Origin of the sequence: Bauldia sp., assembly GCF_965232525.1 — a bacterium.
GTDB lineage: Bacteria > Pseudomonadota > Alphaproteobacteria > Rhizobiales > Kaistiaceae > Bauldia.
Window position 1 is genome coordinate 1,990,508 of the sequence record NZ_OZ246980.1, and the last position, 25,597, is coordinate 2,016,104.

Here is a 25,597-nt window from a genome sequence, read left to right on the forward strand (position 1 = left end):
CTACCAATACCGGGCGCCGGCGTCTTGGAAAAAGATTCCACCCTATTGGGATCGTGGGGCGTCCGAGTAGCGCTCCTCGAGATAGATGCGGCACATCTCGGCATTGGCCCGCGCGGCGTGGAGGACCCTGCGTGTCGCGCGGCGGTGATCGGCGAGCATCGCTTCGCCCACCGGCGTGCCTTCGAGGGTGGTGAAGGCCGGGTCGTCCGGCTCGGCCCGGCCGCCGTCGTGGCGCCGCGCGGCGAGGTACCGGGCGGCCGCCGTGGCGATCTCCTCATCGTCGTCGTGCACCAGCCGTTCGAGGTCCGCCATCGAGACGGCAAGCGTTCGCGCCGCGCTATCCCGGCGCAGCAGGGCATCGAGCAGAGCCGCCTGACGGCCGAGGAAGGCTTTTTCCCGAAAGACGACACGGACCCGATGCAGCCCCTCCGCTGTCTCGTCGGCGAACACCTCCTCGAAGGGCAGCTTCTCGGCGATGCCGCGGTTGATCCGCCTCGCCGCGAAGTGGTCGTCGAGGGTGACGGTCGCGCGGGTCACCCACGGCAGGGTTTCGATCGCGATCCGCATGTCCTCGGCCATCAGGAAGGCGAAGTTGGCCGAGCACCAATAGGTCGGTAGCCGGAAATCGACCCGCACGTCGCCGCCATCGACAACGAGGTCGCCGATGAAGCCCATCGCCACCACCGACTCGTCGAGTTCCGGGTCGTTGACCCGGTCGAGCCGTTCGAGCACCGCGGCACGACGCGGGTCGTGCGTAGAGGATGCATCTTGATTCTCTTGCGGCGACGGTGTTTCGCGTTCGATCGGTTCTGCCATGCCCTCGGGCTCTTGATCTCGACTGGTCGAGCCTATCATGAATCCCCATTCCCAGTGGGAGAACCCACCGGTGGAGCCTGAATGCGAATGACCGGAGTGCCACTGCCGTTGCTCACCCCGAGATGTATCCTCGACCGGATCATCGGCGACGACCGCGATGCCGTCGCGGCGCTCCTTGTCGACCCGAGAGTCTGGCGGTACCTGGGCGGTCCCAAAGCGCGGGCGCGCACCGACACGATATTCGATGCGTATGTGAGAGACAGCGCACGGGGCCGGGTATGGGCGGTCCGCCAACGCGGCGAGGCACGTCTGGCCGGTGTGCTCTTTCTCCATGATCACCATGACGGCGATGACACGGAGGTCTCCTATCTGCTGTCGCCGGCCTATTGGGGGCGCGGCTATGCGACCGAAGCGGTCGGAGCGCTGCTGGTGCATGCCGAACGGCAACTTGGCCTGTCGCGAGTCGTCGCGGAGACGCAGAGCGCCAACCTGGCGTCCCGCAGAGTGCTGGAGAAGGTGGGCATGAAGCCTGAGCGGCGCCTCATCCGGTTCGGGCAGGAGCAGATGATTTACGCATTGGAGCGCTAGCGATCGCTGCATCCGCCGGTCGTGATATGGCTGGCCGTGTCCGCCCGTTCATTCGACCGCCCAGATCGATGTCGCTATTGGCGAGGACACGGTCTAGAACCGCCGCACCTTTCCCCGATCGAGACTTCCCATCCACCCATGTCCCTCGACCGCCTTGCCGACACCTTTATTCGCGATGCATTGCCGCTCTGGGCGTCGGTCGGCTTTGACGAGGACGCCGGGCAGTTCATGGAAGCGCTGTCGCTGGACGGCGGCCCCGACACCACCGGCATCGTTCGCACCCGGACCGCGGCGCGGGTCATCTACGTTTTCGCCCACGCGACCGTTACTGGTCATGCGCCGGCCAATGCGCTCGGCAAGGCCGAGCGGGCGTTCCACAATCTCCACGCCACCGCCTGGATCGACGGCGACGAGCCCGGCTACGCCCGCGCGATCGACCGGCGCGCCGGCGCGGTGGTCGATCCGATCCGCGACCTTTACGACCACGCCTGCGTGCTGCTCGCCCAGGCCTGGCTTCTCAAAGCGACCGGCGACCCGGCTTATCGCACCGGGATCGAACGGACACTGGGCGTCATCGACCGCACGCTGGCGGCACCTGCTGGCGGCTGGGCCGAGGATCATCTCGGCACGACGCCACGCCGCCAGAACCCGCACATGCATCTGTTCGAGGCCTGTCTCGCCCTGTCCGCGATCACCGGCGACCCCCGCCACGTTGCCCGCGCCGGCGAACTGTTCGGCTCGTTTCGCACCACGTTCTTCGACGAGCGGATCGGCACTATCCGCGAATTCTTCGGGCCGCGCTGGGAGATCGGCGCCGACTTCGGCTCGGACCGGCTCGACCCCGGCCACATGGCCGAGTGGGTGTGGCTGATCCGCCGCTACGCGGCCTGGGCCGACGCCCCCGCCGACGATCTCTGCCCGGCGCTGCTCGAGGCGGCGGAACGGCTCGGCCGGCGTGACGGCTCGCCGTTCCTCGTCCTCGAAGTCGACACCGCCGGTCGTTCGGTCAACGAAACCCGCCGCCTGTGGTCCCAGGTTGAATTGATCAAGGCGCATCTCGCGCAGTACCGGGCGACCGGCGACCGCAACCACCGCGAGGCCGCAGAGGATTTCGCTGGCGCGCTGCTCGCCACGTATCTCGCCGACACCCCGCCGGGGACCTGGCGCGACGCGTTCGATGCCGACGGCAACGCGATCGCCACCACCGTGCCGGCGAGTTCGCTCTATCATCTATGGACTTTGATCGCCGAAATTGTCGCGGGCGACTGATCGGCTGGCCGAGACCTCGGGTCGCGGGTCGCTCAAACAACCGCTGGAGTTTGGCGGTCGCGGCTCATAAACTTGCCCTAACCGGTGCTCCAGGCCCGATCGAGACTGTCGTCTCGGCGACAGCCCGGCTGGGTCGGAGCCAACCCAGACATCGGATCGACGCCCGCGCCTCGCGGCGGACGTGGCTGTGATCTCGATCAATAAAGGAGTGATCTCGTGAAGGTGTCCATCGCGTCTTTCATCTTAGCTGTACTTTTCAGTGCGGGCTTTCAATCAAGCGTGAACGCCGGAGTGACGTACACTAGAACGTGTAATAAATCATCCTGTGATATTAATTTATCTTTCGATGCGGATACTAACACGATCTACTATCTGCAGACTCAATGTACTATCCCCGGCAAGGCGCCGTATATTCCAAAAAGTTTGTCATGCAGCAGTCCGGAACCTGATATGAAGTGCCCCAACAAAGACGTCGAGACGTATGGTGAATACAAAAGGTGCCAATGCAACGCGCCGCTTGAGAATCCGGGATCGAAATATACAATCTACGGAAAAGTAAGTTGCTAATACTCGGTATCAGCACGATGTGACACGATGAGATGCCGCACTGGCGCGTCTTCCGACCGCCGGGCGACGGTCACCGCATGTTGCCGGCCGGTTGATCGCGACACGTGACAAAGGCGTATCATAACGTCGTAAGGGGCAGCCACCCGTCGTCGCACCACCCGGAAGGAGCGCCCCATGCCTTTGCCGCCCCACAAGATGGCGCGTGTCATCGTCAACACCGACGCCAGGAACGAGGCCGACGATCAGTACTGTATCGTTCAGGCGCTGCTGACCCCGTCCTTCGAGCTTCACGGCGTCGTCCCGGCCCATTTCGGCACCGCCAAGTCGCCCCACTCGATGCGCGACAGCCACGACGAGGTGATGAAGCTGCTCGACCTGATGGACCTCACCGGGCAGGTCACCGTCGCCGACGGCGCCGAGAACGCCATTCCCGATCCCGAAACGCCGTCGCCGTCGCCGGGTGCGGAGTTGATCGTCCGCGAAGCGATGAAGGACGACGACCGGCCGCTACACGTCGCCTTTCTCGGCCCGCTCACCGATATGGCCTCAGCATTGCTGATGGAGCCGCAGATCGCCGAGCGCAACGTCCGGGTGATCTGGATCGGCGGCGGCGAATGGCCGGTGGGCGGCTGGGAGTACAATCTCTCCAACGACATCGCCGCGGCCAATGTCGTGTTCCGCTCGTCCCTGGTGGTGTGGCAGATTCCGATGCCGGTCTACCGGATGATCGGGGTCGGCTACGCCGAATTGATGGAGCGGGTCGCCCCGCACGGTGCGATCGGCAGGTATCTGGTCGACCAGCTCATCGCCTGGAACGCCGCCTCCCACTCCGGGCCAATCGAGTTCCGCTCGCTCGGCGACACGCCGGCGCTCAGCGTCATCATGAACCCGTTTGGTGGCCGTTCCGACTGGCGCCCGGCGCCGCAGTTCACCGCGGCGATGCAATATGTGCATCCGGGCCTCTACCGGCCGATCCGTGTCTACGAGACCATCGACGTGCGGTTCATCCTCGAGGATTTCTTCGCCAAGCTTGCCCGCTTCGCTCGTGGCGAGCAGGAGACGGCGCTGTTCCGGTGAGCGGCTTGAAGGCGCTCGGCGGCCGCCGCGTCGGGCGGACCGTTCTCCGCGGGCTATTGGGTCACCACCACCTTGATCCCGTCGCGATTGCTGGCCGTTTCGAGGCCAGCCTCAAACTGGTCGAGCGGTAGCGCGTGGGTGACGATCGCCGCCGGATCGACCCGGCCAGCCTCGATCAGGGCGATAACGTCCGGCCAGATATTGGGGCTGCCGAGTGCGCCGCGCATGGCGATTTCGTTGATTACCACGTGATCCATGTCGAAGTCGGGCATCGCGCGGCCGTCGAACAGGCCTTGCACCACGACCCGCCCGCCGGGCGAAACGGTGTTGATCGCCATCGTCGCCGCGGCCGGTACCCCGCTCGCCTCCATCGCCACATCGGGCAGGGCGCCGTCGCCGGCTGAGGCCAGGGCCGCCGGCACATCGTCCTTGGTCGCGTCGATGACGATATCGGCGCCGAGTTTATCGGCCATCGCGAGGCGTGACGGCGTCGCGCCGACCACCGCGACCTTCTTGGCGCCGAAGGCCTTGGCGACCATCAGGATCAAGAGCCCGATCGGTCCGTCGCCATGGATCGCCAGATAGTCCCGTGGGCTGATGTCGGCGGCCTTCACGCCATTGAAGGCGACCGCCGTCGGCTCGACCAGCGCCGCCGCCTTGAGGTCGACCGCCTTGTCGATGCGGTGCAGGAACAGGCTCGGGAAGCCGATATATTCGGCGAAGGCGCCGTCGCGATTGAGGATACCGGTTTCGGTCCGGTGTTCGCAGTGGTGGTAGTTGCCGGCCAGGCAGCGATCGCAGGCCATGCAGCCGACGCTGCATTCGCCGACCACGTGATCGCCTTCGTCGAAGCCCGCGACCGCGTCACCCACCGCGACCACCTCGCCGACCCATTCATGGCCGGGGGTCACCGGGTAGTGCGCGAGGCCGCGGGTGAAGTAGGGCATATGGCCGTGAACGATCGCGACGTCGGAGCCGCAGATCCCGGTCGCGCGGACCCGGATCAGCACGTCCTCCGGGCCGATCTGCGGTGTGTCGGCGTCTTCCAGCGCGACCTGGTTCGGTCCCTCGACACGGATACGCTTCACGGTCTCCTCCCTCGCTCGAACGGACGCTCCGGAAACGCCCGCCACGGCGAAGCATAGCGTGATGCCAGGGCGGCGGGAAACGCGGGGGGCGTCTTCGTCGCTTTGCCGCCGCCCGGACGTCCGCCGATGCTCTTGCGGACTGGACGAAAGCATGTATGCGAAGAGAGCGAATACGGATCTCACGCACTCGAAGACCTGGTGGTCGGGGAGAGACACACATGCATCTCAGGATTCCGTTCCCTCGCAGGTTGCTTGGCGTTCTCTCCAGTATCCTGCTGGCCGTCGCCGGTGTCGGCCACGCCAACGCCGACGATCGGACGATTGGCCTCGCGGTCGCCAATCTCGAGGCCGATTTTTTCAACCAAATCAAGCAGTCGGTCGAAGCGTATGGCGCCGAGAAGGGGCTGACGGTCGTCACCGTGGATCCGGGGGGCGACAGCGCGAAACAGGCGAGCCAGGTGCGCGATCTTCTCGCCGAGGGCATCGACGCGCTCATCTACATCCCGGCCGAGGCCGAGGGCGCGGCACTGCCGACCAGGCTGGCGCGGGCGCAGGGCGTGCCGGTAGTCAACATTGACCGCAACCCGCCGGACGAACCCGGCGACACCTTCATCGCCAGCGACAGCGACGCGGCGGCGTACGAGGTGTGCAAGTACCTGTTCGCGCTCGCCGGCGACGCAGGCGAGCTCATTATCCTGCGCGGGCAGGTGGGGACCACGCCGGAGGTGGACCGCACCGAAGGGTGCAACCGAGCGATGGCCGGGGTCCCGGGCGTCATGCTGGTCGGTGACCGGTCGAGCCAGATTTGGTCGCAGGACGAAGGCTTCCAGATGGCGCAGGAGCTGCTCGCGGCGCATCCCGACGTCACCATGATCTTCGGTCAGTCCGATACGCTGGCCGAGGGTGCCACCCGGGCGGTGGCGGCGGCCAACCTCCCGCAGCGCGTCTATATTGCCGGCTTCGATGGCGATCCTGCCGCCCTTGAGGCCATCAAGGACGGTACCCTCGATGTGACCGCCACCCAGAAGACCCGCGCCATGGGTCGGCTGGCGGTCGACATGGCCCTCGAACTCATGGCCGGGCAGGAAGTTCCGCCGGTCCAACTTGAGGATGCCGTCCTGACAACCCGCGAGAACGTCCAGCAGTTTATCGACGAGCATCCATGAGCAGGGGCGGGGAGGAAACGGAACCCCCGCTCGTCAGGCGACGACGGTGAAGCCGGAGGACTGTGGCTTCTGACCGGGGTCGTGTTCGGCGAACAGACCCTCTCCGCCGTCGACATTGCCGTTCGCGTCGAAATACGCGCTGCCGCCGTCCACCCGCCGGCGTTTTTTCACCGCTCCGAGGGTGCGGTGTTCGGCGCTAGGCGGCGAACAACTCGACGGTGAAGTCTGAGTACTTCAGCGTCTGGCCGGGGTCGACCTTGGCAAACTGAAAATGCGGATTTCCACCGACGCCGTCGTCGTCGATGTAGAGCTTGCCACTGTCCTTGTCGTAGATGATGCGGTCGTCGTCGTCTTCGGCTTCGGTGCCCCTGCGAAAGGCGGACTTGGCCAAAGGTCCGTCGGTCAGGTCGCCGAAGACCCCTTCAGCGAAGATGAACTTGTCCTTACCGGACTCGAACTTCTTGACCCGGTCGATGTTCGTACCGTCGGCCGGAATGGCGAAAAAGAACTTCTCCTTGGCGTCGCCGGCGATGAGCTTGTCCTTGCCATCCTCTCCGGTGATGTAACCGGTGATCTTGCCATCGCGGTTGTCGAGCGTGTCGTTACCGGAACCCAGCAACACCGTCCCCTTGATCTTGCCGGTGTTGGTAATCGTGTCCTTGCCGCTCGTCGCGCTGAAGATGTCGCCTTTGATCTTGCCCTTGTTGATGAGGATCATGTCGCCCATCGCGTTGTGGACCGCGCCGTCTCCGATCCCGGAGGAGAGGGTGCTGCCCTTGATCACCGCACCTTCATGGTTGACGATCTTGCAGCGCAGGCCAGGGGCAGCAGCGACATTGACGCCTGTCGCTTCAGACTCGATGGAACCGTAGTTGTGAATGACCGGGCCCGATGTCGAGCCAGCACCTGACGCATTAGCCTCGAGACCAACATTAGTGCCGAAGATCTGGCCGTGGTTTTCGGCTCGGAAATCTCCCCTGCCGAGATCCCACACCCCGACGTTGGTTCCGACGATCTGACCGTCATTGACAAGCAGCGCTTCGACGTTGTCGGTGCCGGTAAACCGAACGCCGTTGTCGCCCGCGATCAGGCCCGTCGCTTTGTTGACGACTTCGGCTTCGTTTTCAACAAATAAGACACCGTCGCCGCCAAGTGTTTGGATGTGTCCTTTGTTGACAAGAGTGCTGCCCACGTACTCGCTGAAGACAGCGTCGACGTCCGAGCTGACTGTGACCGTTTTTTCGATCCTCCACTTCTGGTTGGGTTTAGAAAACGTGATGGCCGGACTACCGATTGCAAACACGTCGTCCTTTTGCTTGGGCATCGCGTCTCACTCCCGTCGTTGCTTCGCTTCAAGCCGTGTCGGGAACGGCGTGTGTCAGGTCCGACACGGCCCATTCTTAGTTGCTGCGATATATATATTATATGATTTCTTGGAGAATCCTAGTAATCAATCGAACCGTCGGCATTAAGGATAATATTTAGATTGCTTGGAACAGACGGGAACAACAGCCGACTGCAACCTGCTAGCGCATCCGAGACGACGCTGGCCCCGCAACCCGCGCGCCGGGTTGGCGGGCGACGGCGGCGCGCAAGTCAATGGTGGCGGTGAGAAGGGGGCTTCGAACCGGAACCCGCGTGCCTAGGTTGGCGGGCGACGGCGGCGGGCAAGTCAATGGTGGAGGTGAGAAGAGAGCTTCGAACCGCAACCCGCGCGCCGGGTTGGCGGGCGACGGCGGCGGGCAAGTCAATGGTGGAGGTGAGAAGAGAGCTTCGAACCGCAACCCGCGCGCCCGGGTTGGCGGACGACGGCGGCGGGCAAGTCAATGGTGGAGGCGAGAAGGGAGCTTCGAACCGGAACCCGCGCGCCGGGTTGGCGGGCGACGGCGGCGCGCAAGTAAAGATGGTGGGCCCGGCAGGACTCGAACCTGCAACCAGACCGTTATGAGCGGCCGGCTCTAACCATTGAGCTACAGGCCCGGAATGAGGCGGGCCCCGTATAGGAGAATTCGGACCCGCCGGCAATCGGCCCCATTGCGGTCCAAAAGGCGGGACAGGGTCCGCGCCGAGGTCGACCAAGGAGACCACGTCCCGTGAAACCAATCGTCTTTGCTTTAGCTCTTTGTCTCGGCGTCTCGGCGCCGGCCCTCGCCGCGGAGCCTCGCATCCCCACCCTCAATGCCGGCGGGGAGGGATCGGTGTCGGTGACCCCCGACATCGCCATCGTCACAATCGGCGTCGTCACCCGCGAGGAGACCGCCCGCGCGGCGCTCAGCGCCAACAACGCCGACCTCCGCGACGTCATCGCCGCCATCCAGGCGGAGGGTATCGACGAGGCCGATATCGGCACCAGCGGCTTTTCGGTGACCCCGTTGTTCGAGGGCGAGGGGTCGAGCATCCTGCGCTATGACTCGGAAGGCACCAACACAATCGTCGGCTACGAGGTGTCGAACACCGTCCAGGTCACCATCCGCGATATCGCCAACTCCGGTGCGGTCCTGGATCAGGTGGTATCGAGCGGCGCCAACCGGATCAGCGGCATCCGCTTCGACATCTCCGATCCCCAGGCCGCGTCCGATCAAGCGCTGGCCGCGGCGATCGCCGAGGCCCGCCGACGCGGCGCATTGATGGCCGAAGCCGCTGGCCTCCGCCTCGTCCGCATCCTCGATGTCAACGCCTCGAGCGCCATGCCGATGTCCGTCGTGGCCGAGGTCCGTCGGAGGTCGGACTCGGTGCCGGTGATGCCGGGCCAGCAGCAGATCACCGCCAACGCCACCATCACCTGGGAAATCGCGCCGCGATAGCGGTGCGGCGCGCTACCTTCGTGCTTCGCTGTCGACTTGCTGATCACGGCCGCGCGGCGCTCTTCGAAGCAGGGTGCGGCAGGGTGCGTTGGCACCGCTCCACTTAACTCCTGCTTTCGGAGCCGTGTGAGGGGCGTATCCTCTCCCTTGCGGGAGCCTGCCCCCGGGGCCGATCGGCGCGTGTCCTCTCCCGGCGGGAGAGAGCCTGCCCCCGACTTGATCGGGGGATAGCGAGGCTTGGCAGCGGAGCCGGCTTAGCCGAGCTTGGTGAGGGGCGTTGGCGGAATCGATGACTCGTCAACATCCAACCCCTCACCCGGTTTGCCTAGGCTCGTCCCTCGCCAAGTCAAACCTGCCCTCTCCCGCAAGGGGAGAGGGGGTCGCCGCGACGTCCGTCCACTTGCCGAGATCCTCCTCATGCTGAGGTGCTTCGCGAAGCGAAGCCTCGAAGCACGCAGGGCGGCGCCATCTCTTCCCTCTCCCCTTCGGGAGGGGGAAAGGGTGAGGGGTGTTACTGCCAGCAGAAGAGTACATCGGGCAAACTCACTCTCCGTCGTCCTCTGGCTTGACCAGAGGACCCATCGAAACCTGTCGCTCCGATACAGGTAAGGGTGCGCCAGTCCGGCGCCTGACTGCCCAGTTGCGAGCCTGACCGCACCGGTCCTCCGATCAAGCCAGAGGTCGACGGATGGCGAAGGACTAGCGCCCTACGTGAACGCTCGGCGATGTCGTGGCGCATCTCCCTCTCGCGGCGGGAGAAGCCACGGCGCGAGCGGATCAGATCACGTTTGCTCGATATGAGCCGTCTAATATTTCACCAAGGCTGTTTGACAAACCGAAACGGGTCACACACGATCACGTCGTAATCCAGAAGTCGTGTCTTCCGCGTCTTTACGCGCCTGCATCGGCTGACTGCATGGCGTGAACGGCTAAACCAGTGAGTGCAGCGGTTTCGTTTTGAGAGGAGTAAATGAAATGAGGAAGATCATGAATGCAGCGACAAAAGCAGTCTACCTTGTTTCGTTTTTACTGCTCGGCGTTACGATGGCTGCCGCCTATACAAACTATAATCTAAACTGTAGCTCCGCAAGTTGTGGCCCGAACAAATACGAAGTCAAGGTCGATTCCCATTCCACCGTTGTTGGTAAGTGTACCAAGGCCAATACGGTCATCAGCATGCCAACCTGCGAGTGGAACAACAACGCGAGCGAGGGGAACGACCCCTGTACCAAGCAAAATATCAATAGTCAGCAAATTAATTGTATCTGTCATAACAAAAACTTGGTATCTCCGCTAGATATGTCGACAGGCATTGCGTGCGCCGCAAAGAACTAAATGTCTATTGGCAAAAAAGCCGCGCCCTATCATCCGGTGAAGTCGGAGGACGTCGGCGTGGTCGTTGTCGGGTCACTCCAAGGTTCGATGCTATGGTAGCACCCCGGCGGCAGACTGGAGGTTCCAGCCAGGTCAGCCTTCCGCCCGGAGCAACGTTGTGCTTACATAAATTTGGCTGCGACTCTAGGTCTCGTCACGGAGGGCACCATGATCAGGATGGTTATAGCGATAGTGGTCTTGGCACTATACCTGCCGGCACCGGCATTCGCGTATAACGACCTCGTGAATTGCACCAAATCACAAGGATCGTGCAATAACAAGGTTCACGGAGCGGTCGGACAATATGTCATAAGAGGCGTGTGTACAGATAGTTACAATCAGACATATGCACCGGACGTTACATGCCAAGCCAAGGGCGCGCCAATTTTTATTACATGCCAAAACAATTCGGCATTTGTCGTTGGCAAATATGCTGAGTGTGATTGTGATCACAAAAACCAGAACATAAAATATACAATAACTTATGAAGTCAACTGCTATAATGCTCCACCTCCTCCTGGTAAATAGGGAGATATAGTGCTAATCGAGCGCTTTGCGAAGTCTAAGTTCGCGCCTCGGCTAGTTAAACCCGCCCTGGCCTGAGGGTGCGCGGAACCTCGCACCGGGGGCAAGGCCAAAACACCCCGCGCGATCCGGGCGCTGACCGTCAGTTCTCCGCCACCTAAAGCCGCCCCCTGGGCGGCTCAACGGTCGGGACGGTCTCGTCAAGTGACAGGTGGCTAGGGAATCAGTTCCAGTTGCAGCTAAACGACACAGTAAAAGTCTGGTTCCCTTCTTCGTATTTCGGAAGATCACATTTACAGGTTCTAGTGTTTTGCACATGGTTGTCCGGTGCGGTCTGGCAATAACCATTGTTATGGGAACAACTGAGTGACGCATTAGGCATTACTATTGTTCCGTCTTCTTTCTTGCATTGGGTCGGTATATAGACAATTGTCTGATCTACGTTGACTCTAACGTCCTTCTTGAAGTTGGTCGTCGGTTGGTCGAGAATTTGTGTAGCCGCTGTTTGGCCGGCAAGTGCAGCGCCTATACCCATTGTCAGCGATAGGACCGAAACCAACACTAAGCGCATTATTCCAGTTGTGCTCATAGCAAATCCCTTCACTCTCTTCTCTCGTTGCCGATACTGCCTTTGGTATTGCTGGCGAGACGTCACACGCTTCGCGCCTGATAGGCTTCGATCAGCGCCGCACGAGTGGTCCAGTCTATTAGGTTCAAGTGCATGAGTGGCCAGCGCTCAACCCGCTTTCGGTTCGGGTGCCATGCGACCTCTCCAGTGTGCGTCAGTGGAACCGCAAACGCGTTCGGCGTCAAGTTGGCGTGCTTCGAGGGCCGTTTCGCGGCGGCCTCGGCGTGAGGCCTGTTGACTCCGGTCACCCCGTCCGCGCCAGGACCTCGCTCCGCTCCAGCCGGATCGTCACCTCGGCTGCGGCAGTCCCGCCCTCGGCATCGACCCAGACCGGTTCGGCGAGGAGCTTGAGGTCGGCGATCCCGAGCGCCGGAAAGGTCAGCCCCATGGAGTGGCCGACCGCGACCCGAGTGCCCGGTTTCGGGTTCAGCCCCGGCTGCACCGTGCGGGTCCCGAGCTTGAGGTGGTGGGCGATGTCCCATGCCTCTACACGGCCGCCGTGCCTGGTGACCACCCAGCAATGCATGTCGTCGCAGGTGCCGTTCTTCTCGGCCGGGAAGAAGTATCCGGTCACGTAGCCGGCCTCGTATCCGGCGGCGCGCAGGCAGGCGATCAGGTAGGTATTGATGTCAACGCAGGAGCCTTCGGTCAGTCCGCAGGCAAGATGCGGCACGGCGTCGGCACCGTCGTTGAAGCGAACCTCCGGATGGGCGTAGCGGAATTTTTGGCCGACATGGTTGACGATTGCGGCGATGCCGGCCGCGCCCCCGCCGGCGGTTTCGGCGAGGTTCCGCGCGTCATCGGCCAGCGCCGCGGCCGGTCGGGTGAACCGGTTGTCGCGCGGCGCGAACAGTGCCTCGGGATACCCAGGGCCGGGCCCGTCGGCGACGGCATAGGTCAGGATCACCGGTTCCCTGGCGGGCGCGATCAGCGCCGCCATCTGGCCAGTCTCGCTTTCGCCCGTCAGGCGGAAGTCGGCGCCTTCGACCGCGAAACCCAGCGGCGTCGTCTCCGGTGTCTGGATCCCCACCGGCGCGAGCAGATATCGACCGCCGGCGTCACCGGCCACGGTAACCGTAACGGTCGCGGTGCCGTTCATATCGCGAGCTGGAAGATCAGGCCGGCGACGATCGCGCCGCTCACCCCAAGCCCAAGATACGTCGCGAACACGCCGGGCTTCACCAGCGACCACACCGCTGCCATCGCCGGGATCGACGACACCGCGCCGGCGACCATGAAGGCCATCGCCGCGCCGGCGGCCATGCCCTGTTCCATCAGCCCGGCGAGCAGCGGCGGGGCGACGTAGCTGTTGAGGTAGGCCGGCATACCGACCAGCGCGGCGATCACCACCGAGCCGACGCCGTCGCCACCGACCACCCCGGCGATGAGAGATGCGGGCACGTAGGTGACCAGCAACGCTTCCAGCACGTAGGCCATCGCCAGCCATTTGACCAGGAAGAGCGCGTTCTCGGCGAGCTCAGTGCGGAACACGCCGCGGCGAGCGCCCTCGGTCCAGAACCGCCACACCGGCTTGCCCTTGAATGGCGACGGCCCGCAGCCGCAGCCGCCGGTCGATATGGCGCGGACAGGATCGGCAAACAGGCCGCCGCGGACCATCGCCTTGACCGCGAAGCCGCCGAACAGGCCGAGCGCGACCGCGGCGACCGCCTTGCCGACGGCGAACGGCCAGCCGAGCGCGGCGGCGGTGATCAGGAGCGTCGGCGGATCGATCAGCGGCGACGACAGCCAGAATGCCATGATCGCCGACAGCGGCGCGCCGACCGCGAGCAGGCCGGCGATGAACGGGATCACCTCGCACGAGCAGAACGGCGCCAGTCCGCCGAACAGCGCGGCGAGCATGATCGCCTGGGTCTCGCGGCCCTGGAAGGCGCGGCCGACCACCGCCTCGGCGCCAGCGGCTTTGAGCCAGGCGATCAGGATCACGGCGAAGGCGATGTAGGGAAGGGTGCCGGCGAATGCCCGCGCTGCGAAGCCGACCACCGGCCCGAGATTGGTCGGGTCCAATGCCAGCACGAGGAGTGGGGTCAGGATGACGATGGTCCACGGCGTCAGCAGGCGTCGCAGATGTCGGCGCCCGACACCGGTGTCGCGGGGGCGTCGGGGCGATGTCGCGGCGGCGTCGCCGGGCGTCGAAAGGGGTGTCTCGATGGCGTCGGTCATAGCGTCGCGATCCTTGGGCGGTCTTCCTCGGCGCAGCACTGGTCGAGGATGTAGTCTGCTAACATACTGAGATGATTGTAGTTTGCGCGGTTGACGACCGCCCGCCCGACCTTCTCCTGGTCGATCAGGCCGGCCGAGGCGAGAAACTTCAAATGGTGCGCCAGCGTCGACGCGGCCATCCCCGACCGGGCCTGGATATCGCCCACGGTCAAGCCGTTTTCGCCGGCTCTGACCAGAGTCTGGAGCACCTGCAGTCGGGCCTCGGAGCCGATTGCGGCAAAGCCCACCGCCGCTTCTTCAATCGAAGTAACCATAAAACTAGTTATATCGAAACATCGTGACGCGGTCAACCGCGTTGCACGAACCAGTCACACAATCGCCGGCCTGACGCTGATTTGTCGACAAACCGAACCACGAGTATCGTGGATCGATCGCTGATGCCTGTGCTTGATGGATGTCGAACATGGCCCGAAGCATCGTCGAACGCTCTCGTCTTGTTGGCTTTGCTGCCGCGCTTGCGGTCGGGCTGCTGCCGGCCGGTGCTGCCGAGCACGTCGCCCTGATCGTCGGCAACGGTGCCTACCCGACCGGTCCGAATTTGTCCCATCCGGCCGAAGACGCCGCCGATCTGGCTGACACGTTTACCGGCGCCGGTTTCGCTGTCATCCATCTCACAGACGCGGACGGCCCGACGCTGCGCGAGGCGATCCGCGAATTTGAGGATGACGTGGAGCATGCCGCCGTCGCGGTCGTCTATTTCGGCGGTCGAGCGCTGGCCGGCGACGGTATCAACTACATCCTGCCGGTCGATGCACGACTTGCCAGCAACAGCCATCTCGACGACGAGGGCGTGCCGGTCTCGCGCCTGATCGCGGCCGTGGATGACGCCCGCGACGTTCGTCTCGTGATTCTCGATACGCCGGCCTCGGCGGCGGCTGCGTCGCTTTCGTCGGCGCTCGGCAGGCGCCAGGTTGGCGACGCGGCCACGCCGGTCGAGCCGACGGGGGCCGTAACAGTGGTGACGGCTACGGGGCCCATCGCCATGGTCGACGAGAATGGGGTCTATGCCGAGACTTGGCTCGCCCATCTCGAGACCCACAGCGTCGCGCTATCGACCCTGCTCGATCGGGTCCATGGCGAGGTTACCGCCACCACCGACGGCATCATCACACCGGTGGTCTATGGCCCCACCGATGTCGACGGGCCACTGATCCCCGACCCCGACGTCGTGGCGGCTCTCGACCGCGCGGGACGACCGACGGTGCCGACTCCAGCGGAGATCGCCGACGCGTTCCGCCGGGCTGAGAGGCTCGGTACGGTCGAGGCCTGGGACGGTTTCCTGCAGTTCTGCACGCCAGAGATTGCCGGAGGCGTCTACTGCACCGCCGGCGCGACGACCCGCCAGACGCTGCTGGACAGCGACCGGCGGACCGTCGACCTCCCCGAGATCGCAGGGGACGGGTCCGGCACCACGTCCGCAGCGCGCGTCGATCTCAGAGCCGTGCTGCCTGGCGAGACGCCACAGGCGACATGCAACCGGCTGGCGGCGCACGGCTATGATCCGGATAAGCCCATAGCCGCCGTCGGCACAGATCTGGCACTCCTGGGGCTGGTCGCCGATGTCGCGGTTGCGGCCTGCACCGAGGCCGTTGACGCCGCGCCCGACGAACGCCGCTACGCTTTCCAGCTCGGCCGCGCCTACCACGCCGGCGGAGACTACGGCGCGGCGATGGCGTGGTACACCCGCGCCGCAGAGGCCGGGAGTTCAGCGGCGATGAGCAATATCGGCTTCCTGCATGCCAGCGGCGCGGGGGTCGTCACCGATTTTGACGCGGCGCACGAATGGTACCGCCGGTCGGCCGACGCTGGCAATGTCGCGGCGATGAGCAATCTCGCGTCCCTCTACCAGACCGGCTCGGGTGTACCGACGGATTTCGACGCGGCGCGCCACTGGTACGGCCGAGCGGCGGCGGGCGGCAACGCGGTCGCCACTAACGCGCTTGGCCTCCTGCATCAGGACGGGCTCGGCGGTCCGCAGGACCTCGACGAGGCGCGCGCATTGTTCGAAGCCGCGGCGGATGAGGGTGTCCACGAGGCCATCAACAATCTCGCCCGGCTTTACAACTACGGCCGTGGCGTCGCGGTCGATTATGTCCAGGCGCGGCAGCTCTACGAGGACGCGGCGGCGCTCGGCAATGGCGCGGCAATGGTCAATCTCGGCCTGCTTTACGAGAACGGGCAGGGGGTGCGTCGCGACTATCGCGTAGCCCGCGACTGGTACGAACGAGCGGCCGCGCGCGACGACAGTGCGGCGATGAACAATCTCGGCATACTCTACCAGTACGGCCGCGGCACGCCGGAGAACCTCGAACGGGCGCGGCACTGGTATGAGGTCGCGGCCGCGCGCGGCAACGCGGCGGCGATGGCCAACCTCGCCTACCTTTACGATGGCGGCCGCGGCGTGCCGATCGACAAGGTCAAGGCGCGGACCTGGTATCTGAGGGGGGCGGAGGCCGGCAATGGCCCGGCGATGGCGTCGATCGGCTACCTCTACGCCAACGGCGAGGGCGGCCAGGTCGACTATGACGCGGCGCTCGACTGGTACCGCCGCGGCGCCGATATCGGCAATGCAGAGGCGATGGCCAATCTCGGCTTCATGTACGAGGTCGGCTGGGGCGTGGAGAAGGACATGGAACTGGCGCGCGCGTGGTATGAGCGTGGCGCCAACGCCGGCAACGCGATCGCCATGGCCAATCTCGGGCTGATCTACGAGAACGGTAACGGCATCGAGGCCGACATGACCGCCGCCTTCGACTGGTACGTTCGCGCCGCCGAAGCCGGCAACGCCCAGGGTATGGCGTCGCTGGCGTATTTCTATTCCAACGCGATCGGCACCGATGCGGACCAGGAAGCGGCGCTCGAGTGGTACACACGCGCCGCCAATCTCGGCAATACCATCGCCATGCACAATCTCGGCGTCGCCTATAAGGACGGTCTTGGTACCGAGCCGAATCTGCGCCGCGCCACCGACCTCTTCGTTCGTGCCCTAGAGGCGCGCAACACCTGGACGTTCGACCAGTTCCGCGACGAGCCCGGCAATTATCCGAGCGAGGTGATCGCCGGCATCGAGCGCTATCTCATCGGCCGCGGCTACCTCGAGGCGGAGCCGGACGGTGAGATGGATGACGCTGCCCGCGCCGCCCTCGATCGCCTGCAAGCGGATCTCGGCGGGTAGCGGTCGAGATTGAGCGGGGCCTCGGCCCTGGGTTGGTTCACGGCACCGTCAACGCGGAGTGCTTCAGCGTAGAACAGGCATCCCCGCCATAGCTCGCTTGGCCTGACGGTGCGCTACCCTATACTTCGCTCATGGCTTGAGCCCCTGATTCTGCGCGGGTTTCGGCTTCGGGGAGAAACGCAATGCCGGTGATCGCCAAGATCACACTGATGTTCGTCGTCTTCGTCGACCTGATCGGCCAGGGGCTGGTCTTCCCGATCATCAACACCCTGGTCATGGACCCGTCGTCCGGCTTCCTTCCCGCCGGCACCAGTACGGCCTGGCGCCATTTCGACTACGGGCTGGTGATCGGCATCTTCTTCCTCTCCTGGTTCCTCGGGGTGGTCTACGTCGCGCGGGTCTCCGACTCGATCGGCCGCAAGAACGCGCTGCTGGTCTGCCTTGGCGGTGCGCTGACCGGCTACGCGCTGACCATCCTGTCGCTTTACCTGAACAGCCTGTGGCTCCTGATCCTCGGCCGCGCGATCACCGGCTTTACCGCCGGCAACCAGCCGATTGCCCAGGCCGCGATGATCGACGGCAGCACCGACGATGCCGACCGCGATCGCAACATGGGCTACATCGTCACCGGGGTCAGTTTCGGTCTGGTCGGCGGGCCGATCATCGGCGCGCTGCTCTCCGATCCGATCTTCATCGGCAACATCGCGAGCCTCAAGCTGCCGTTTTACGCCGCCTTCGTCCTGGTGCTGATCGCGATGATATTGGTGCTCGCCTTCTTCCACGACATCCGCAAGGAGCGGAAGCGGTTCGTCTTCCGGCCGCGCGACATCACCGACAGCCTCTGGCAGGTGACCCAGCATCCGCTGGTGCTGCGGTTTCTGCCGGTCTACGCGCTGTTCATGATCGCCAACGTCACCTTCTACGTCTTCATCGACAACTACCTGACCAGCGCCTTCGGCTACGGCGTCGTCGGTGGCAGCGTGGCGATGCTGGTGATCGGGATTGGCCTCGCGATGAGCAGCACGTTTTTCGTCAAGCCGGTTCAGGCGCGGGTCGAAAAGCGGTCGATCGTCGGTGTCAGTCTGGTGGTTATGGTGGTGTGCTCCCTGGCCTTCGTGCTTACCCCGAACGCGATACTGGTCTTTGTCCCGGTGTTCTTCTTCTATGTTCTGTTCGGGGTGTCGTACCCGACGATCCTCGGGCTGTTTTCGAGCAGCGTCGACAAGGCCGATCAGGGCTGGGTGATGGGCGTGACCACCGCGGTCTTCTGCCTCGCCGGCGGGGTGATGTCGCTGATCGGCGGCCTGCTGATGTCGATCGACATCCGCCTGCCGTTCTACATCGTCACCGCGACCGCCGCCTTGGGGCTCATACTGTTGCTCTTCACCTGGGGCGCCCCGGCGATCCGCAAACTCACCGCCCGGCCGCAACCGGGGTGAGGGGGGGCTGGGCGCTTGCTCTTTCCCTTGTGTCATAGTACGGTTTTATGCAACCATACAGTGCACTAGCGCATTCGAGAGGATTAATGCGATTGCCGCTACGTAGGTAGGCAGAAACGGGGTCACGTGAAATGCGCACCTTGGCCACAGTTATAGCGTTCGCATTGGGCTTCCTATACGGACAAAGGACAGTACAGTCGGTTCCCGAAAAACCGCGAAAAGCATTCCGGGATCACGCGCTAACAGCACTTATCACACTCATTGTTGTCAGCATCCCTCTACTTCTACTCAGACAGGGAGTCGTGGCAATACAAGACGAACTAAGCTTGTTTAATTCAGTTCCAAGTGCCGCCGACCAAAAATTTTCTAAAATGAAGTCGGAATATCAGACTGCACTAGTAAATAGACGCGGTATTACAGAGAGAATGTACTCCTATATAAAAGATAACGAAATAGTTCAATTCCACGAAAACTACGAAAAATATAACTTAATAATTGAGGAGTGGAATGAAAAACGTGGGCAAATTGCCGACCAGATCATCAAATTCACTAAGTGCGAAACGAAAAATGGAAAGGATATTCGCAGTAATCAGGAAGAAAGATTTAAATTATCTATAAAACGACGTCCGAAATTCGAGCGTTTGACGAGTTTTTACAAAATGAAAGAGGCGTTGTTGATCGGGTAAACGATTCATTTATGTCAGAGGATAATTTATGTGCGACTTTTTTTATAACTAAGGCGCAGACTGGAGATAAAATAATCCACTCTGTCCACGAGCAATTCAAAAAACACCATAAAATTATTTGGGAATATTTAAATAATCCGTATTTGCGTTGTAAAATGCGACATATGTCTAATAGAAATCGATACTATGATCATTGTTTCGTAGAAGACAGAGGTTCTTTTGATGGTGAATGTTTAAAATTAATTGATTATCAGGTAGACAATGGATTATTTTGTGACGATAGTAATTACGATCAGTCGAGGTATTTGATTAGTGATAAGATGTTTGACGAATTAGATTATTATTGGGCGATTACGAATAACTTCATCGAAAGATCGAGATATCAATTCTTAATTAGAGAATGTCAGAAAAAGAAAGGAATGTTGATAGGTATTCTTGGTCGTGATTGCGTGGGCGACGTTGACCGTTACCTGCGGAAAAAAGGTGCAGTCTGAGACCCCATCGGCGTAACTGGCCGCTATTGACAAAGATTGTATGCCCGGTACGGCGAGGATCGAGGGCCATCGCTCCGGCGGCGCTTTCAGTCACTTCGGGGGACCGGATTGCGGGGCCGGGCATGGCCCAAACTTCGGCGGTTACGTCGTAGAAGTTGGCCCTCGCCCACGGTTTTCCTACCTACACGCTCCACCACAGGTACAAATCTCCCCTGCCTGGGATTTTTGTCATAGAACTCGGGATTATTGTCATGGGAAGAGTATGGCTTCCATGAGAGAAACGTATCTCTATCGGACCGACGTGGAGAAGTCGGCGCCCGCGCCGGCCGTCGGTGGCCGTCCCGGGGTGCTGTCCGGAAAGTCCGACCCCCACTACGAGGGCTCCGTGTCCGGTTCTGCGGCCCACGATCGGCAGTCACCCGATCCATCCATCCTCTGTTAGTCTTGCCAACAACGCGCCCGCAAAAACAGCGCGACGGACAGGGAGACCCAGGTGGAGGACTTCGACCAGGCAATCGGCTTTGTCGCCGCCGGGCTGGTGTTCGCGACCTTCCTCATGCGGACCATGGTGCCGCTGCGGATCCTCGGAATCAGCAGCAACGTCGCCTTCATGACGTATGGCTGGCTGAACGGGCTCGAACCGGTGTTGCTGCTTCACGCCGTGTTGTTGCCGATCAATGTCTACCGGCTCTACGAGATGACCCGGTTGATCTCGACAATCCGTTCGGCGACAGCGGCGCACCATGACATCGGGTGGCTGATCCCGTTTTCCACGCCGGTCTCCTACCGAGCCGGGCAAACGGTGTTTCGACAAGGCGAACAGGCCGACGCCCTCTATGTCGTCGAGTCGGGGCGAATCCGTTTCGACATCTATGACACAGAGATCGGCGCCGGGGACATCTTCGGCGAGGTCGGCGTGTTTTCGTCGGCCGGTGAACGAACCGCGACCGCGCTGTGCATCGAGGACTGCCGGCTCCGGCGGGTCGATGCCCGTAAGGTGCAGGCGCTAGTGCTGCAGCAGCCGCAATTCGCCTACTACCTGATCAGTGTGGTTTCGGCACGACTGATCGACGATGTCCGTGTGGCGGAGGAACGGCTGGCGGAAGCCCGCGCCGTCCAGGCCGGCCCCAGGGGTTAAGCGTTGGACTGGGTCCCCGCCTTCGCGGGGACGAGCGCGTGGGTTGGCGTCCGCAGCCGAGACGCTCACTGACCCAAGGGTGAGGGGTGGTGTCGATATCGGCGTCGGGGCGTGCGTCCTTCGAGGCTCGGGCTTGCGCCCGAGCTCCCCCGATCGGGTCGAGGGCAGGCTCTCAAGATGAGGTCGTGGCGTTGCGGTTTAGGAGAGCGCGAATGTGCCGTTCCGAGCGCGACCCCGTAATCAACGCCCTCATGCTGAGGTGCTTCGCGAAGCGAAGCCTCGAAGCACGCATGGCAGCGCAACGGGGTCCCCTTTTTTGCGACGGAAGACGTTGCTTCCCCCGCTCGCCGCAAGCGAACAGGCAAATGCACTACCCTCAGACGAACGGTGTCCAGGCGTCAGGGCGGGGGGGTAGCAGGCGGCGGAGATAAGCAAGGCCGGTGTCGGTGACGTGGCAGCCATCGTCGGTGATGAAGTCGTCCGGCATCCGCTTGGTCTTGTTGGCGACGGCTGAGAGCGGCACCAGCTTCAGTACGGTCTTGCCGTTCTCATATTGCTGGGCGACCGAGCCGCTGCCCTCTTCGCTCGCTTCCACCGCGTACCGCCCGACCGCGAAGGCTTCGGCCCGATCGATGTCGCTGACGGTGCCAAGGAAGCCGCGGGGGAGATAGCCGAAGGTGTCGACCCGGGCGCGCACGCCCGGCAGGTCGTCCTTGATCGCGAGCTTCAGCGCCTGGCCGAGGTCACCGCCGGAAAGCTGCAGGTTGCCGTGATCGTCGCGCTCATGGAGGTGGGCCGGAATCAGAGATTCGGCGAGCGGCCGGTGGTCGGCGGTCTGCACTCCCTCCGACATGGCGATGACGCAGCGGCCGTGGCGGTCGAGCACGCGCTTGATGTCGCCGACCAACTGACCCTCAGTGAACGGCACCTCGGGGAGGTAAACGAGATGCGGCCCGTCGGACTCGTCGCGGCGCCAGGCGGCGGCGGAGGCGGTGAGGAAGCCGGCGTGGCGGCCCATGACGATGCCGACATAGACGCCGGGCATCGCCCGGAAGTCGAGATCGACGCTGAGGAAGGCGTTGGCGACGAACAGCGCCGCCGACATGAAGCCGGGCGTGTGGTCATTCTCGACCAGATCGTTGTCGATGGTCTTCGGCGCGTGGATGAAGTGGATGGCGTCGCCGGCGGCGTCCTCGAGGATCGCCATCGTGCCCGAGGTGTCATTGCCGCCGATATAGATGAAGGTGCTGGCGCCGGCGTGGTCGAGACCGGCGAGAATGCGCTGACAGTAGTCCTCGTCCGGCTTGTCGCGGGTGCTGCCGAGGCCGGAATTCGGGGTGTTGGCGAAGCGCATCAGGTCGGTCTTGGAGAGCTCCGACAGGGTGACAAAATCACCGCTGGCGACACCGCGCACCCCGTGCCGGGCACCGAGAAACCGGGCGTCGGGGTATTTCTCGCGCGCGGCGAGCACCGCGCCGGCGACGGTCTGGTTGATGACGGCGGTCGGGCCGCCCCCCTGGGCAATCACGAAGAGCTTGGTCATGTCGGGAACCTTCGCGGGCGAACGGTTTCACGGAGAGGACGGCGTGCCGGCTACCGCCACTGGAGCAGGCTGACCTCGGCGGAGAAGCCGGGGCCGAAGGCGGCGAGCAGGCCGTAGTCGCCGGACCGGTGTGGGCTATTGCGGATTTCCTCGTCAAGCACAAACAGCACCGTCGCGCTCGACATGTTGCCGTACTGGCTGAGCACAAAGTAACTCGCGCGGAAGTCCTCGGCCGGTCGGTCGAGCTTCTTTTGATAGGCGTCGAGGATCTTGGTGCCGCCAGGGTGGAAGACGAAGTGCGAGACCTGGTCGGTGCCGACCCCCGAGCCGGCGAGGGCGTTCGCCACCGCTTCCGGCATCATGGTGCGGATGGTTTCCGGCACCCGGCGCGAGAAGAGGACGCGAAAGCCGGTGTCGACGAACTCCCAGCCCATCAGCCGGTTGGTGCGCGGCCGAAGCAGGGTGGTCGAGTTGAGGACGACAATGGGGCCATCGTCGCCACCGCGCACGACGACGGCGGCGGCGCCATCGCCGAACAGGCTGGCGGCGACCAGGTTCGACTTAGCGAAGTCGTCGCGCTGGAAGGTGAGCGAATTGAGTTCGACCGAGACGAGCAGCACGGTGGTGTCGGCTGAATCGCCAGCCAGGGTTCCGGCGAGCGCCAGGCCAGCGGCGCCCGCGGCGCAGCCGAGCCCGAACAGCGGCAGACGGCGCACTCGCGGATCGAGGCCGAGTTTGTTGATCAGCGCCACATCGAGGCTGGGCGTAGCGATACCGCTCGACGACACCAGAACGATGTGGGTGATCGAGCCGGGGTCGATGTCGGTACTGCCGAGCGCCCTTTCGATCGCCTCGGCGGTCAGGCGCTCAGCCCAGTCGAGATAGAGGTTGTTCTTGGCTTCGAGCGTGTGGTCGCGGGTAAACCAGTCTGGCGCGACGCAGAAGTGGCGCTGGTCGACCAATGCGTTCTTGAAGACCTGAAGGTAGCGGTCGACATTGGCGATCGTGCCGCCGAAATGATCGCCGGCCATATCGCGGGCGAGCGACTGCGGCATGACATGGGGCGGCACCGCCGTACCGACGGATACGATGCTCGCCATGCTATGACAGACAACCCGCAGGCGTCCGCGGCCTGCACGCGACCAAAAACCGCCCGATGCGCGGTATCGGTTGTTGCATCACTGATCCCACCGGCGCTTGGCCTTGCCCCGGCAGGCAGACTAGCCCAAGCGCGCCTGTCGACGAAACCGCTAATCCTCGCGGTAGGTTGTAGCGCTCGACAGGCGATCGGCCATCGATACATCGCGATCCGATACGACGGAGCCCGCCATGGCTGCTCGCCGACGCGCCGCCGGGCTCAGTGGTGAATCGAATAGGGTCCGGACCTTACTCGGAGATCCCGCAGCGTATGGCGTACTGCACCTTGGGGTCGTTTGCCGAATGGTTGAAACATTGACAGTCCCAGTAGTTTCCCGCCGCATAGTACGTTGGCGGATTGCAGTACATCTTTTTGGTGTTCCCACCCGGTATGTTGCACGACATTTTTGCGCGGTCCTTGTTGAAGGTCGGCGAAAGCAGGTCGCACCATGCATGGATAATCAATTCCGAGCCTCCCGGCATGAGATGGTGGCCGCTACATGTGGCGTTAACCTCCTCGCAGGCTAGATTTATCTCCTTGCCAAATGCATGCATCGGTGCGGATAGAACAACCGCGAGCGTGGCAAAAACGGCGCAGGCATAACGCAGCTGGCGTGTCGGGCAGACGGCAATCAATCTCGAGATCATTTGCTCGTTCCTCCGATGTCGATACTGACGATGCGGATTTCAGCGAAAATATGAGCCGCGCACAAGACGATATCAGCGAACGCGTCGGCCGGCGAGCCTGATATGTGCGGTTTCGATGCAAATAGGGTGACCGGACGCCGCTTTCTCACCAACGTGCTTCGAAGCCCGAGAACCATAAAATCGCTTTCAGACTGGAACCTTTGTTGGCTAAACCCCTAGGCCAAGCGTGAGGATCGGCAAGTGTCCAACCCGTTGCATGATCGTTTCCGCCTTGGTGGCGGAACCTGTTGATTGATGAGCGAGTCTGCCGACAGCGACTCGTCGGGCGGGCGTACGCACCCGGCCCTTCGGCGGCTGCGTGGCGGCCTGCTCGTCATTCACCTTTTCCCCGCGGTGATGAACAGCGCGGCGGGGCTCGCCTTCGCGCTGATTGCGTCCGATGGCGCGATGGTCGGACGCGCGGTTCTGGTCGCGGCGTCCGTGTTCCTGGTGTCGGCTTCGGTCGGCAGCATGAACGATTTTCTCGACGTCGACCTTGACCGGCGAACGAAGCCCGACAAGCCGATCGCTCGCGGCGACATCTCCCCGTCGACGGCGTTCGCGATTTCGGTCGGTGCCGGGCTGATCGGGGTGCTGCTGTCGCTGATCCTCGGCCTGCCGGTCGCCGCAGTCGCCCTGATGGTGCTGGCATCTGGGTTGGCCTACGACATCTGGCTGAAGGGAACGGTTTGGAGTTGGGTCCCCTATGCCATCGGCATTCCGGCGTTGCCGGTATGGGGCTTCCTTGCCGTCGACCGGTTCACGCCGGTGTTGCTCGCCAGCTTCCCGCTCGGTGCTCTGATCGCCCTAGCACTCTATCTCGCCAACACGATCCCGGACATCCGGGGTGACGCGGCGTATGGCATCAAAGGTCTAGCGCAGCGGCTCGGCGTCGCGCGCTCGCTGGGCGTGACATGGGGGTGCCTGGCGCTCAGCATCGGTCTCCTTGCGCTGACCCCGGCGATGTTCGGCAACGACCCGGTGACATTGGTCCCGGGGCTTTTGGCGGGTGCGGTTCTGCTCGCCACGATGATCGCTGACCGCCTGATCGTACGCTCACAGGCGAGCCTCCGCCGCGGCTGGTACCTGGCCGCGATCCTCTCAGGCGTCCTGGGGATCGCGTGGGTCATCAGCTTGCCGGTGCCCGGATAAGGC

21 protein-coding genes and 1 tRNA gene are annotated in these 25,597 nt (G+C 63.1%); 11 read left to right on the plus strand and 11 right to left on the minus strand.

Annotated elements, in window-relative coordinates; genetic code table 11:
• Positions 1 to 42: 42 nt before the first annotated feature.
• Complete coding sequence (locus ACO076_RS09480; protein ID WP_421726471.1) at positions 43 to 816, minus strand: iron-sulfur cluster assembly protein; 774 nt, start codon at positions 814 to 816, stop codon at positions 43 to 45.
• Positions 817 to 903: 87 nt separating this feature from the next.
• On the opposite strand from ACO076_RS09480, the gene ACO076_RS09485 reads away from it, so the two are divergent.
• From ACO076_RS09485 to ACO076_RS09495, 3 genes are all read left to right on the plus strand, one after another.
• Positions 904 to 1,404 (plus strand): GNAT family N-acetyltransferase, encoded by a 501-nt coding sequence (locus tag ACO076_RS09485; protein ID WP_421726472.1) that lies wholly within the window; start codon positions 904 to 906, stop codon positions 1,402 to 1,404.
• A 138-nt stretch (positions 1,405 to 1,542) separates the two neighbouring features.
• Positions 1,543 to 2,673: an AGE family epimerase/isomerase gene (locus tag ACO076_RS09490; RefSeq protein WP_421726473.1), complete on the plus strand. Its 1,131-nt coding sequence runs from the start codon at positions 1,543 to 1,545 to the stop codon at positions 2,671 to 2,673.
• A 741-nt stretch (positions 2,674 to 3,414) separates the two neighbouring features.
• Entirely contained in the window at positions 3,415 to 4,317 is a 903-nt protein-coding gene (locus tag ACO076_RS09495; RefSeq protein WP_421726474.1) for a nucleoside hydrolase, read from the plus strand.
• 53 nt (positions 4,318 to 4,370) lie between these two features.
• Here ACO076_RS09495 and ACO076_RS09500 read toward each other — a convergent pair whose 3' ends face one another.
• Entirely contained in the window at positions 4,371 to 5,405 is a 1,035-nt protein-coding gene (locus ACO076_RS09500; RefSeq protein ID WP_421726475.1) for a zinc-dependent alcohol dehydrogenase, read from the minus strand.
• 218 nt (positions 5,406 to 5,623) lie between these two features.
• On the opposite strand from ACO076_RS09500, the gene ACO076_RS09505 reads away from it, so the two are divergent.
• Complete coding sequence (locus ACO076_RS09505) at positions 5,624 to 6,571, plus strand: substrate-binding domain-containing protein (protein WP_421726476.1); 948 nt, start codon at positions 5,624 to 5,626, stop codon at positions 6,569 to 6,571.
• A 33-nt stretch (positions 6,572 to 6,604) separates the two neighbouring features.
• Here the strand turns inward: ACO076_RS09505 and ACO076_RS09510 are convergent, their stop codons facing one another.
• The 3 genes from ACO076_RS09510 to ACO076_RS09520 all read right to left on the minus strand — a co-directional run bounded on the left by ACO076_RS09510 (position 6,605) and on the right by ACO076_RS09520 (position 8,551).
• Positions 6,605 to 6,742, minus strand: coding sequence for a hypothetical protein (locus tag ACO076_RS09510; protein ID WP_421726477.1), 138 nt, complete (start codon positions 6,740 to 6,742; stop codon positions 6,605 to 6,607).
• Positions 6,743 to 6,767: 25 nt separating this feature from the next.
• On the minus strand, positions 6,768 to 7,895 hold the full coding sequence (locus tag ACO076_RS09515; protein WP_421726478.1) for a hypothetical protein: 1,128 nt from the start codon (positions 7,893 to 7,895) through the stop codon (positions 6,768 to 6,770).
• A gap of 580 nt (positions 7,896 to 8,475) precedes the next feature.
• Positions 8,476 to 8,551, minus strand: a tRNA-Ile gene (locus ACO076_RS09520).
• 113 nt (positions 8,552 to 8,664) lie between these two features.
• On the opposite strand from ACO076_RS09520, the gene ACO076_RS09525 reads away from it, so the two are divergent.
• Positions 8,665 to 9,375, plus strand: coding sequence for an SIMPL domain-containing protein (locus tag ACO076_RS09525; protein ID WP_421726479.1), 711 nt, complete (start codon positions 8,665 to 8,667; stop codon positions 9,373 to 9,375).
• A gap of 2,771 nt (positions 9,376 to 12,146) precedes the next feature.
• Here the strand turns inward: ACO076_RS09525 and ACO076_RS09530 are convergent.
• Genes ACO076_RS09530 through ACO076_RS09540 form a run of 3 tightly spaced genes read right to left on the minus strand, consistent with a single transcriptional unit; the run spans position 12,147 to position 14,397 of the window.
• Positions 12,147 to 13,001 (minus strand): transglutaminase-like domain-containing protein, encoded by an 855-nt coding sequence (locus ACO076_RS09530; protein WP_421726480.1) that lies wholly within the window; start codon positions 12,999 to 13,001, stop codon positions 12,147 to 12,149.
• Positions 12,998 to 14,083, minus strand: a complete 1,086-nt coding sequence (locus ACO076_RS09535; RefSeq protein ID WP_421726481.1) for a permease — start codon at positions 14,081 to 14,083, stop codon at positions 12,998 to 13,000. The genes ACO076_RS09530 and ACO076_RS09535 overlap by 4 nt, the downstream gene beginning before the upstream one ends.
• A complete protein-coding gene (locus ACO076_RS09540; RefSeq protein WP_421726482.1) occupies positions 14,080 to 14,397 on the minus strand; it encodes an ArsR/SmtB family transcription factor in 318 nt (105 codons plus the stop codon). The genes ACO076_RS09535 and ACO076_RS09540 overlap by 4 nt, the downstream gene beginning before the upstream one ends.
• Positions 14,398 to 14,546: 149 nt before the next feature.
• On the opposite strand from ACO076_RS09540, the gene ACO076_RS09545 reads away from it, so the two are divergent.
• From ACO076_RS09545 to ACO076_RS09565, 5 genes are all read left to right on the plus strand, one after another.
• Positions 14,547 to 17,318, plus strand: coding sequence for a caspase family protein (locus ACO076_RS09545; protein WP_421726483.1), 2,772 nt, complete (start codon positions 14,547 to 14,549; stop codon positions 17,316 to 17,318).
• A 182-nt stretch (positions 17,319 to 17,500) separates the two neighbouring features.
• Positions 17,501 to 18,757, plus strand: a complete 1,257-nt coding sequence (locus ACO076_RS09550) for an MFS transporter (protein WP_421726484.1) — start codon at positions 17,501 to 17,503, stop codon at positions 18,755 to 18,757.
• A gap of 131 nt (positions 18,758 to 18,888) precedes the next feature.
• Positions 18,889 to 19,443, plus strand: a complete 555-nt coding sequence (locus tag ACO076_RS09555) for a hypothetical protein (protein ID WP_421726485.1) — start codon at positions 18,889 to 18,891, stop codon at positions 19,441 to 19,443.
• A gap of 11 nt (positions 19,444 to 19,454) precedes the next feature.
• The gene (locus tag ACO076_RS09560) at positions 19,455 to 19,937 is read left to right on the plus strand and encodes a hypothetical protein (protein ID WP_421726486.1); all 483 of its coding nucleotides are present in this window, start codon (positions 19,455 to 19,457) and stop codon (positions 19,935 to 19,937) included.
• Positions 19,938 to 20,430: 493 nt separating this feature from the next.
• Entirely contained in the window at positions 20,431 to 21,075 is a 645-nt protein-coding gene (locus ACO076_RS09565) for a Crp/Fnr family transcriptional regulator (protein ID WP_421726487.1), read from the plus strand.
• 376 nt (positions 21,076 to 21,451) lie between these two features.
• Here ACO076_RS09565 and ACO076_RS09570 read toward each other — a convergent pair whose 3' ends face one another.
• The 3 genes from ACO076_RS09570 to ACO076_RS09580 all read right to left on the minus strand — a co-directional run bounded on the left by ACO076_RS09570 (position 21,452) and on the right by ACO076_RS09580 (position 24,403).
• Positions 21,452 to 22,618 carry a diphosphate--fructose-6-phosphate 1-phosphotransferase gene (locus ACO076_RS09570; protein ID WP_421726488.1) on the minus strand — a complete coding sequence of 389 codons (1,167 nt, stop codon included), beginning with the start codon at positions 22,616 to 22,618 and terminating at the stop codon, positions 21,452 to 21,454.
• A gap of 50 nt (positions 22,619 to 22,668) precedes the next feature.
• On the minus strand, positions 22,669 to 23,739 hold the full coding sequence (locus tag ACO076_RS09575; RefSeq protein ID WP_421726709.1) for a type III polyketide synthase: 1,071 nt from the start codon (positions 23,737 to 23,739) through the stop codon (positions 22,669 to 22,671).
• A 265-nt stretch (positions 23,740 to 24,004) separates the two neighbouring features.
• Entirely contained in the window at positions 24,005 to 24,403 is a 399-nt protein-coding gene (locus ACO076_RS09580; RefSeq protein ID WP_421726489.1) for a hypothetical protein, read from the minus strand.
• Between the two features lie 294 nt (positions 24,404 to 24,697).
• On the opposite strand from ACO076_RS09580, the gene ACO076_RS09585 reads away from it, so the two are divergent.
• Positions 24,698 to 25,594 (plus strand): UbiA family prenyltransferase, encoded by an 897-nt coding sequence (locus ACO076_RS09585; RefSeq protein ID WP_421726490.1) that lies wholly within the window; start codon positions 24,698 to 24,700, stop codon positions 25,592 to 25,594.
• The last annotated feature ends 3 nt before the right edge of the window (positions 25,595 to 25,597 follow it).

Excerpts from the sequence above, each read along its gene's own strand:
- ACO076_RS09570 (WP_421726488.1), bottom strand. The coding sequence starts at position 22,618 with ATGACCAAGCTCTTCGTGATTGCCCAGGGGGGCGGCCCGACCGCCGTC.
- ACO076_RS09490 (WP_421726473.1), top strand. The coding sequence starts at position 1,543 with ATGTCCCTCGACCGCCTTGCCGACACCTTTATTCGCGATGCATTGCCG.
- ACO076_RS09585 (WP_421726490.1), top strand. The coding sequence starts at position 24,698 with ATGAGCGAGTCTGCCGACAGCGACTCGTCGGGCGGGCGTACGCACCCG.
- ACO076_RS09530 (WP_421726480.1), bottom strand. The coding sequence starts at position 13,001 with ATGAACGGCACCGCGACCGTTACGGTTACCGTGGCCGGTGACGCCGGC.
- ACO076_RS09550 (WP_421726484.1), top strand. The coding sequence starts at position 17,501 with ATGCCGGTGATCGCCAAGATCACACTGATGTTCGTCGTCTTCGTCGAC.
- ACO076_RS09480 (WP_421726471.1), bottom strand. The coding sequence starts at position 816 with ATGGCAGAACCGATCGAACGCGAAACACCGTCGCCGCAAGAGAATCAA.
- ACO076_RS09580 (WP_421726489.1), bottom strand. The coding sequence starts at position 24,403 with ATGATCTCGAGATTGATTGCCGTCTGCCCGACACGCCAGCTGCGTTAT.
- ACO076_RS09505 (WP_421726476.1), top strand. The coding sequence starts at position 5,624 with ATGCATCTCAGGATTCCGTTCCCTCGCAGGTTGCTTGGCGTTCTCTCC.
- ACO076_RS09545 (WP_421726483.1), top strand. The coding sequence starts at position 14,547 with ATGGCCCGAAGCATCGTCGAACGCTCTCGTCTTGTTGGCTTTGCTGCC.
- ACO076_RS09495 (WP_421726474.1), top strand. The coding sequence starts at position 3,415 with ATGCCTTTGCCGCCCCACAAGATGGCGCGTGTCATCGTCAACACCGAC.
- ACO076_RS09560 (WP_421726486.1), top strand. The coding sequence starts at position 19,455 with ATGTCAGAGGATAATTTATGTGCGACTTTTTTTATAACTAAGGCGCAG.
- ACO076_RS09535 (WP_421726481.1), bottom strand. The coding sequence starts at position 14,083 with ATGACCGACGCCATCGAGACACCCCTTTCGACGCCCGGCGACGCCGCC.
- ACO076_RS09485 (WP_421726472.1), top strand. The coding sequence starts at position 904 with ATGACCGGAGTGCCACTGCCGTTGCTCACCCCGAGATGTATCCTCGAC.
- ACO076_RS09515 (WP_421726478.1), bottom strand. The coding sequence starts at position 7,895 with ATGCCCAAGCAAAAGGACGACGTGTTTGCAATCGGTAGTCCGGCCATC.
- ACO076_RS09555 (WP_421726485.1), top strand. The coding sequence starts at position 18,889 with ATGCGCACCTTGGCCACAGTTATAGCGTTCGCATTGGGCTTCCTATAC.
- ACO076_RS09540 (WP_421726482.1), bottom strand. The coding sequence starts at position 14,397 with ATGGTTACTTCGATTGAAGAAGCGGCGGTGGGCTTTGCCGCAATCGGC.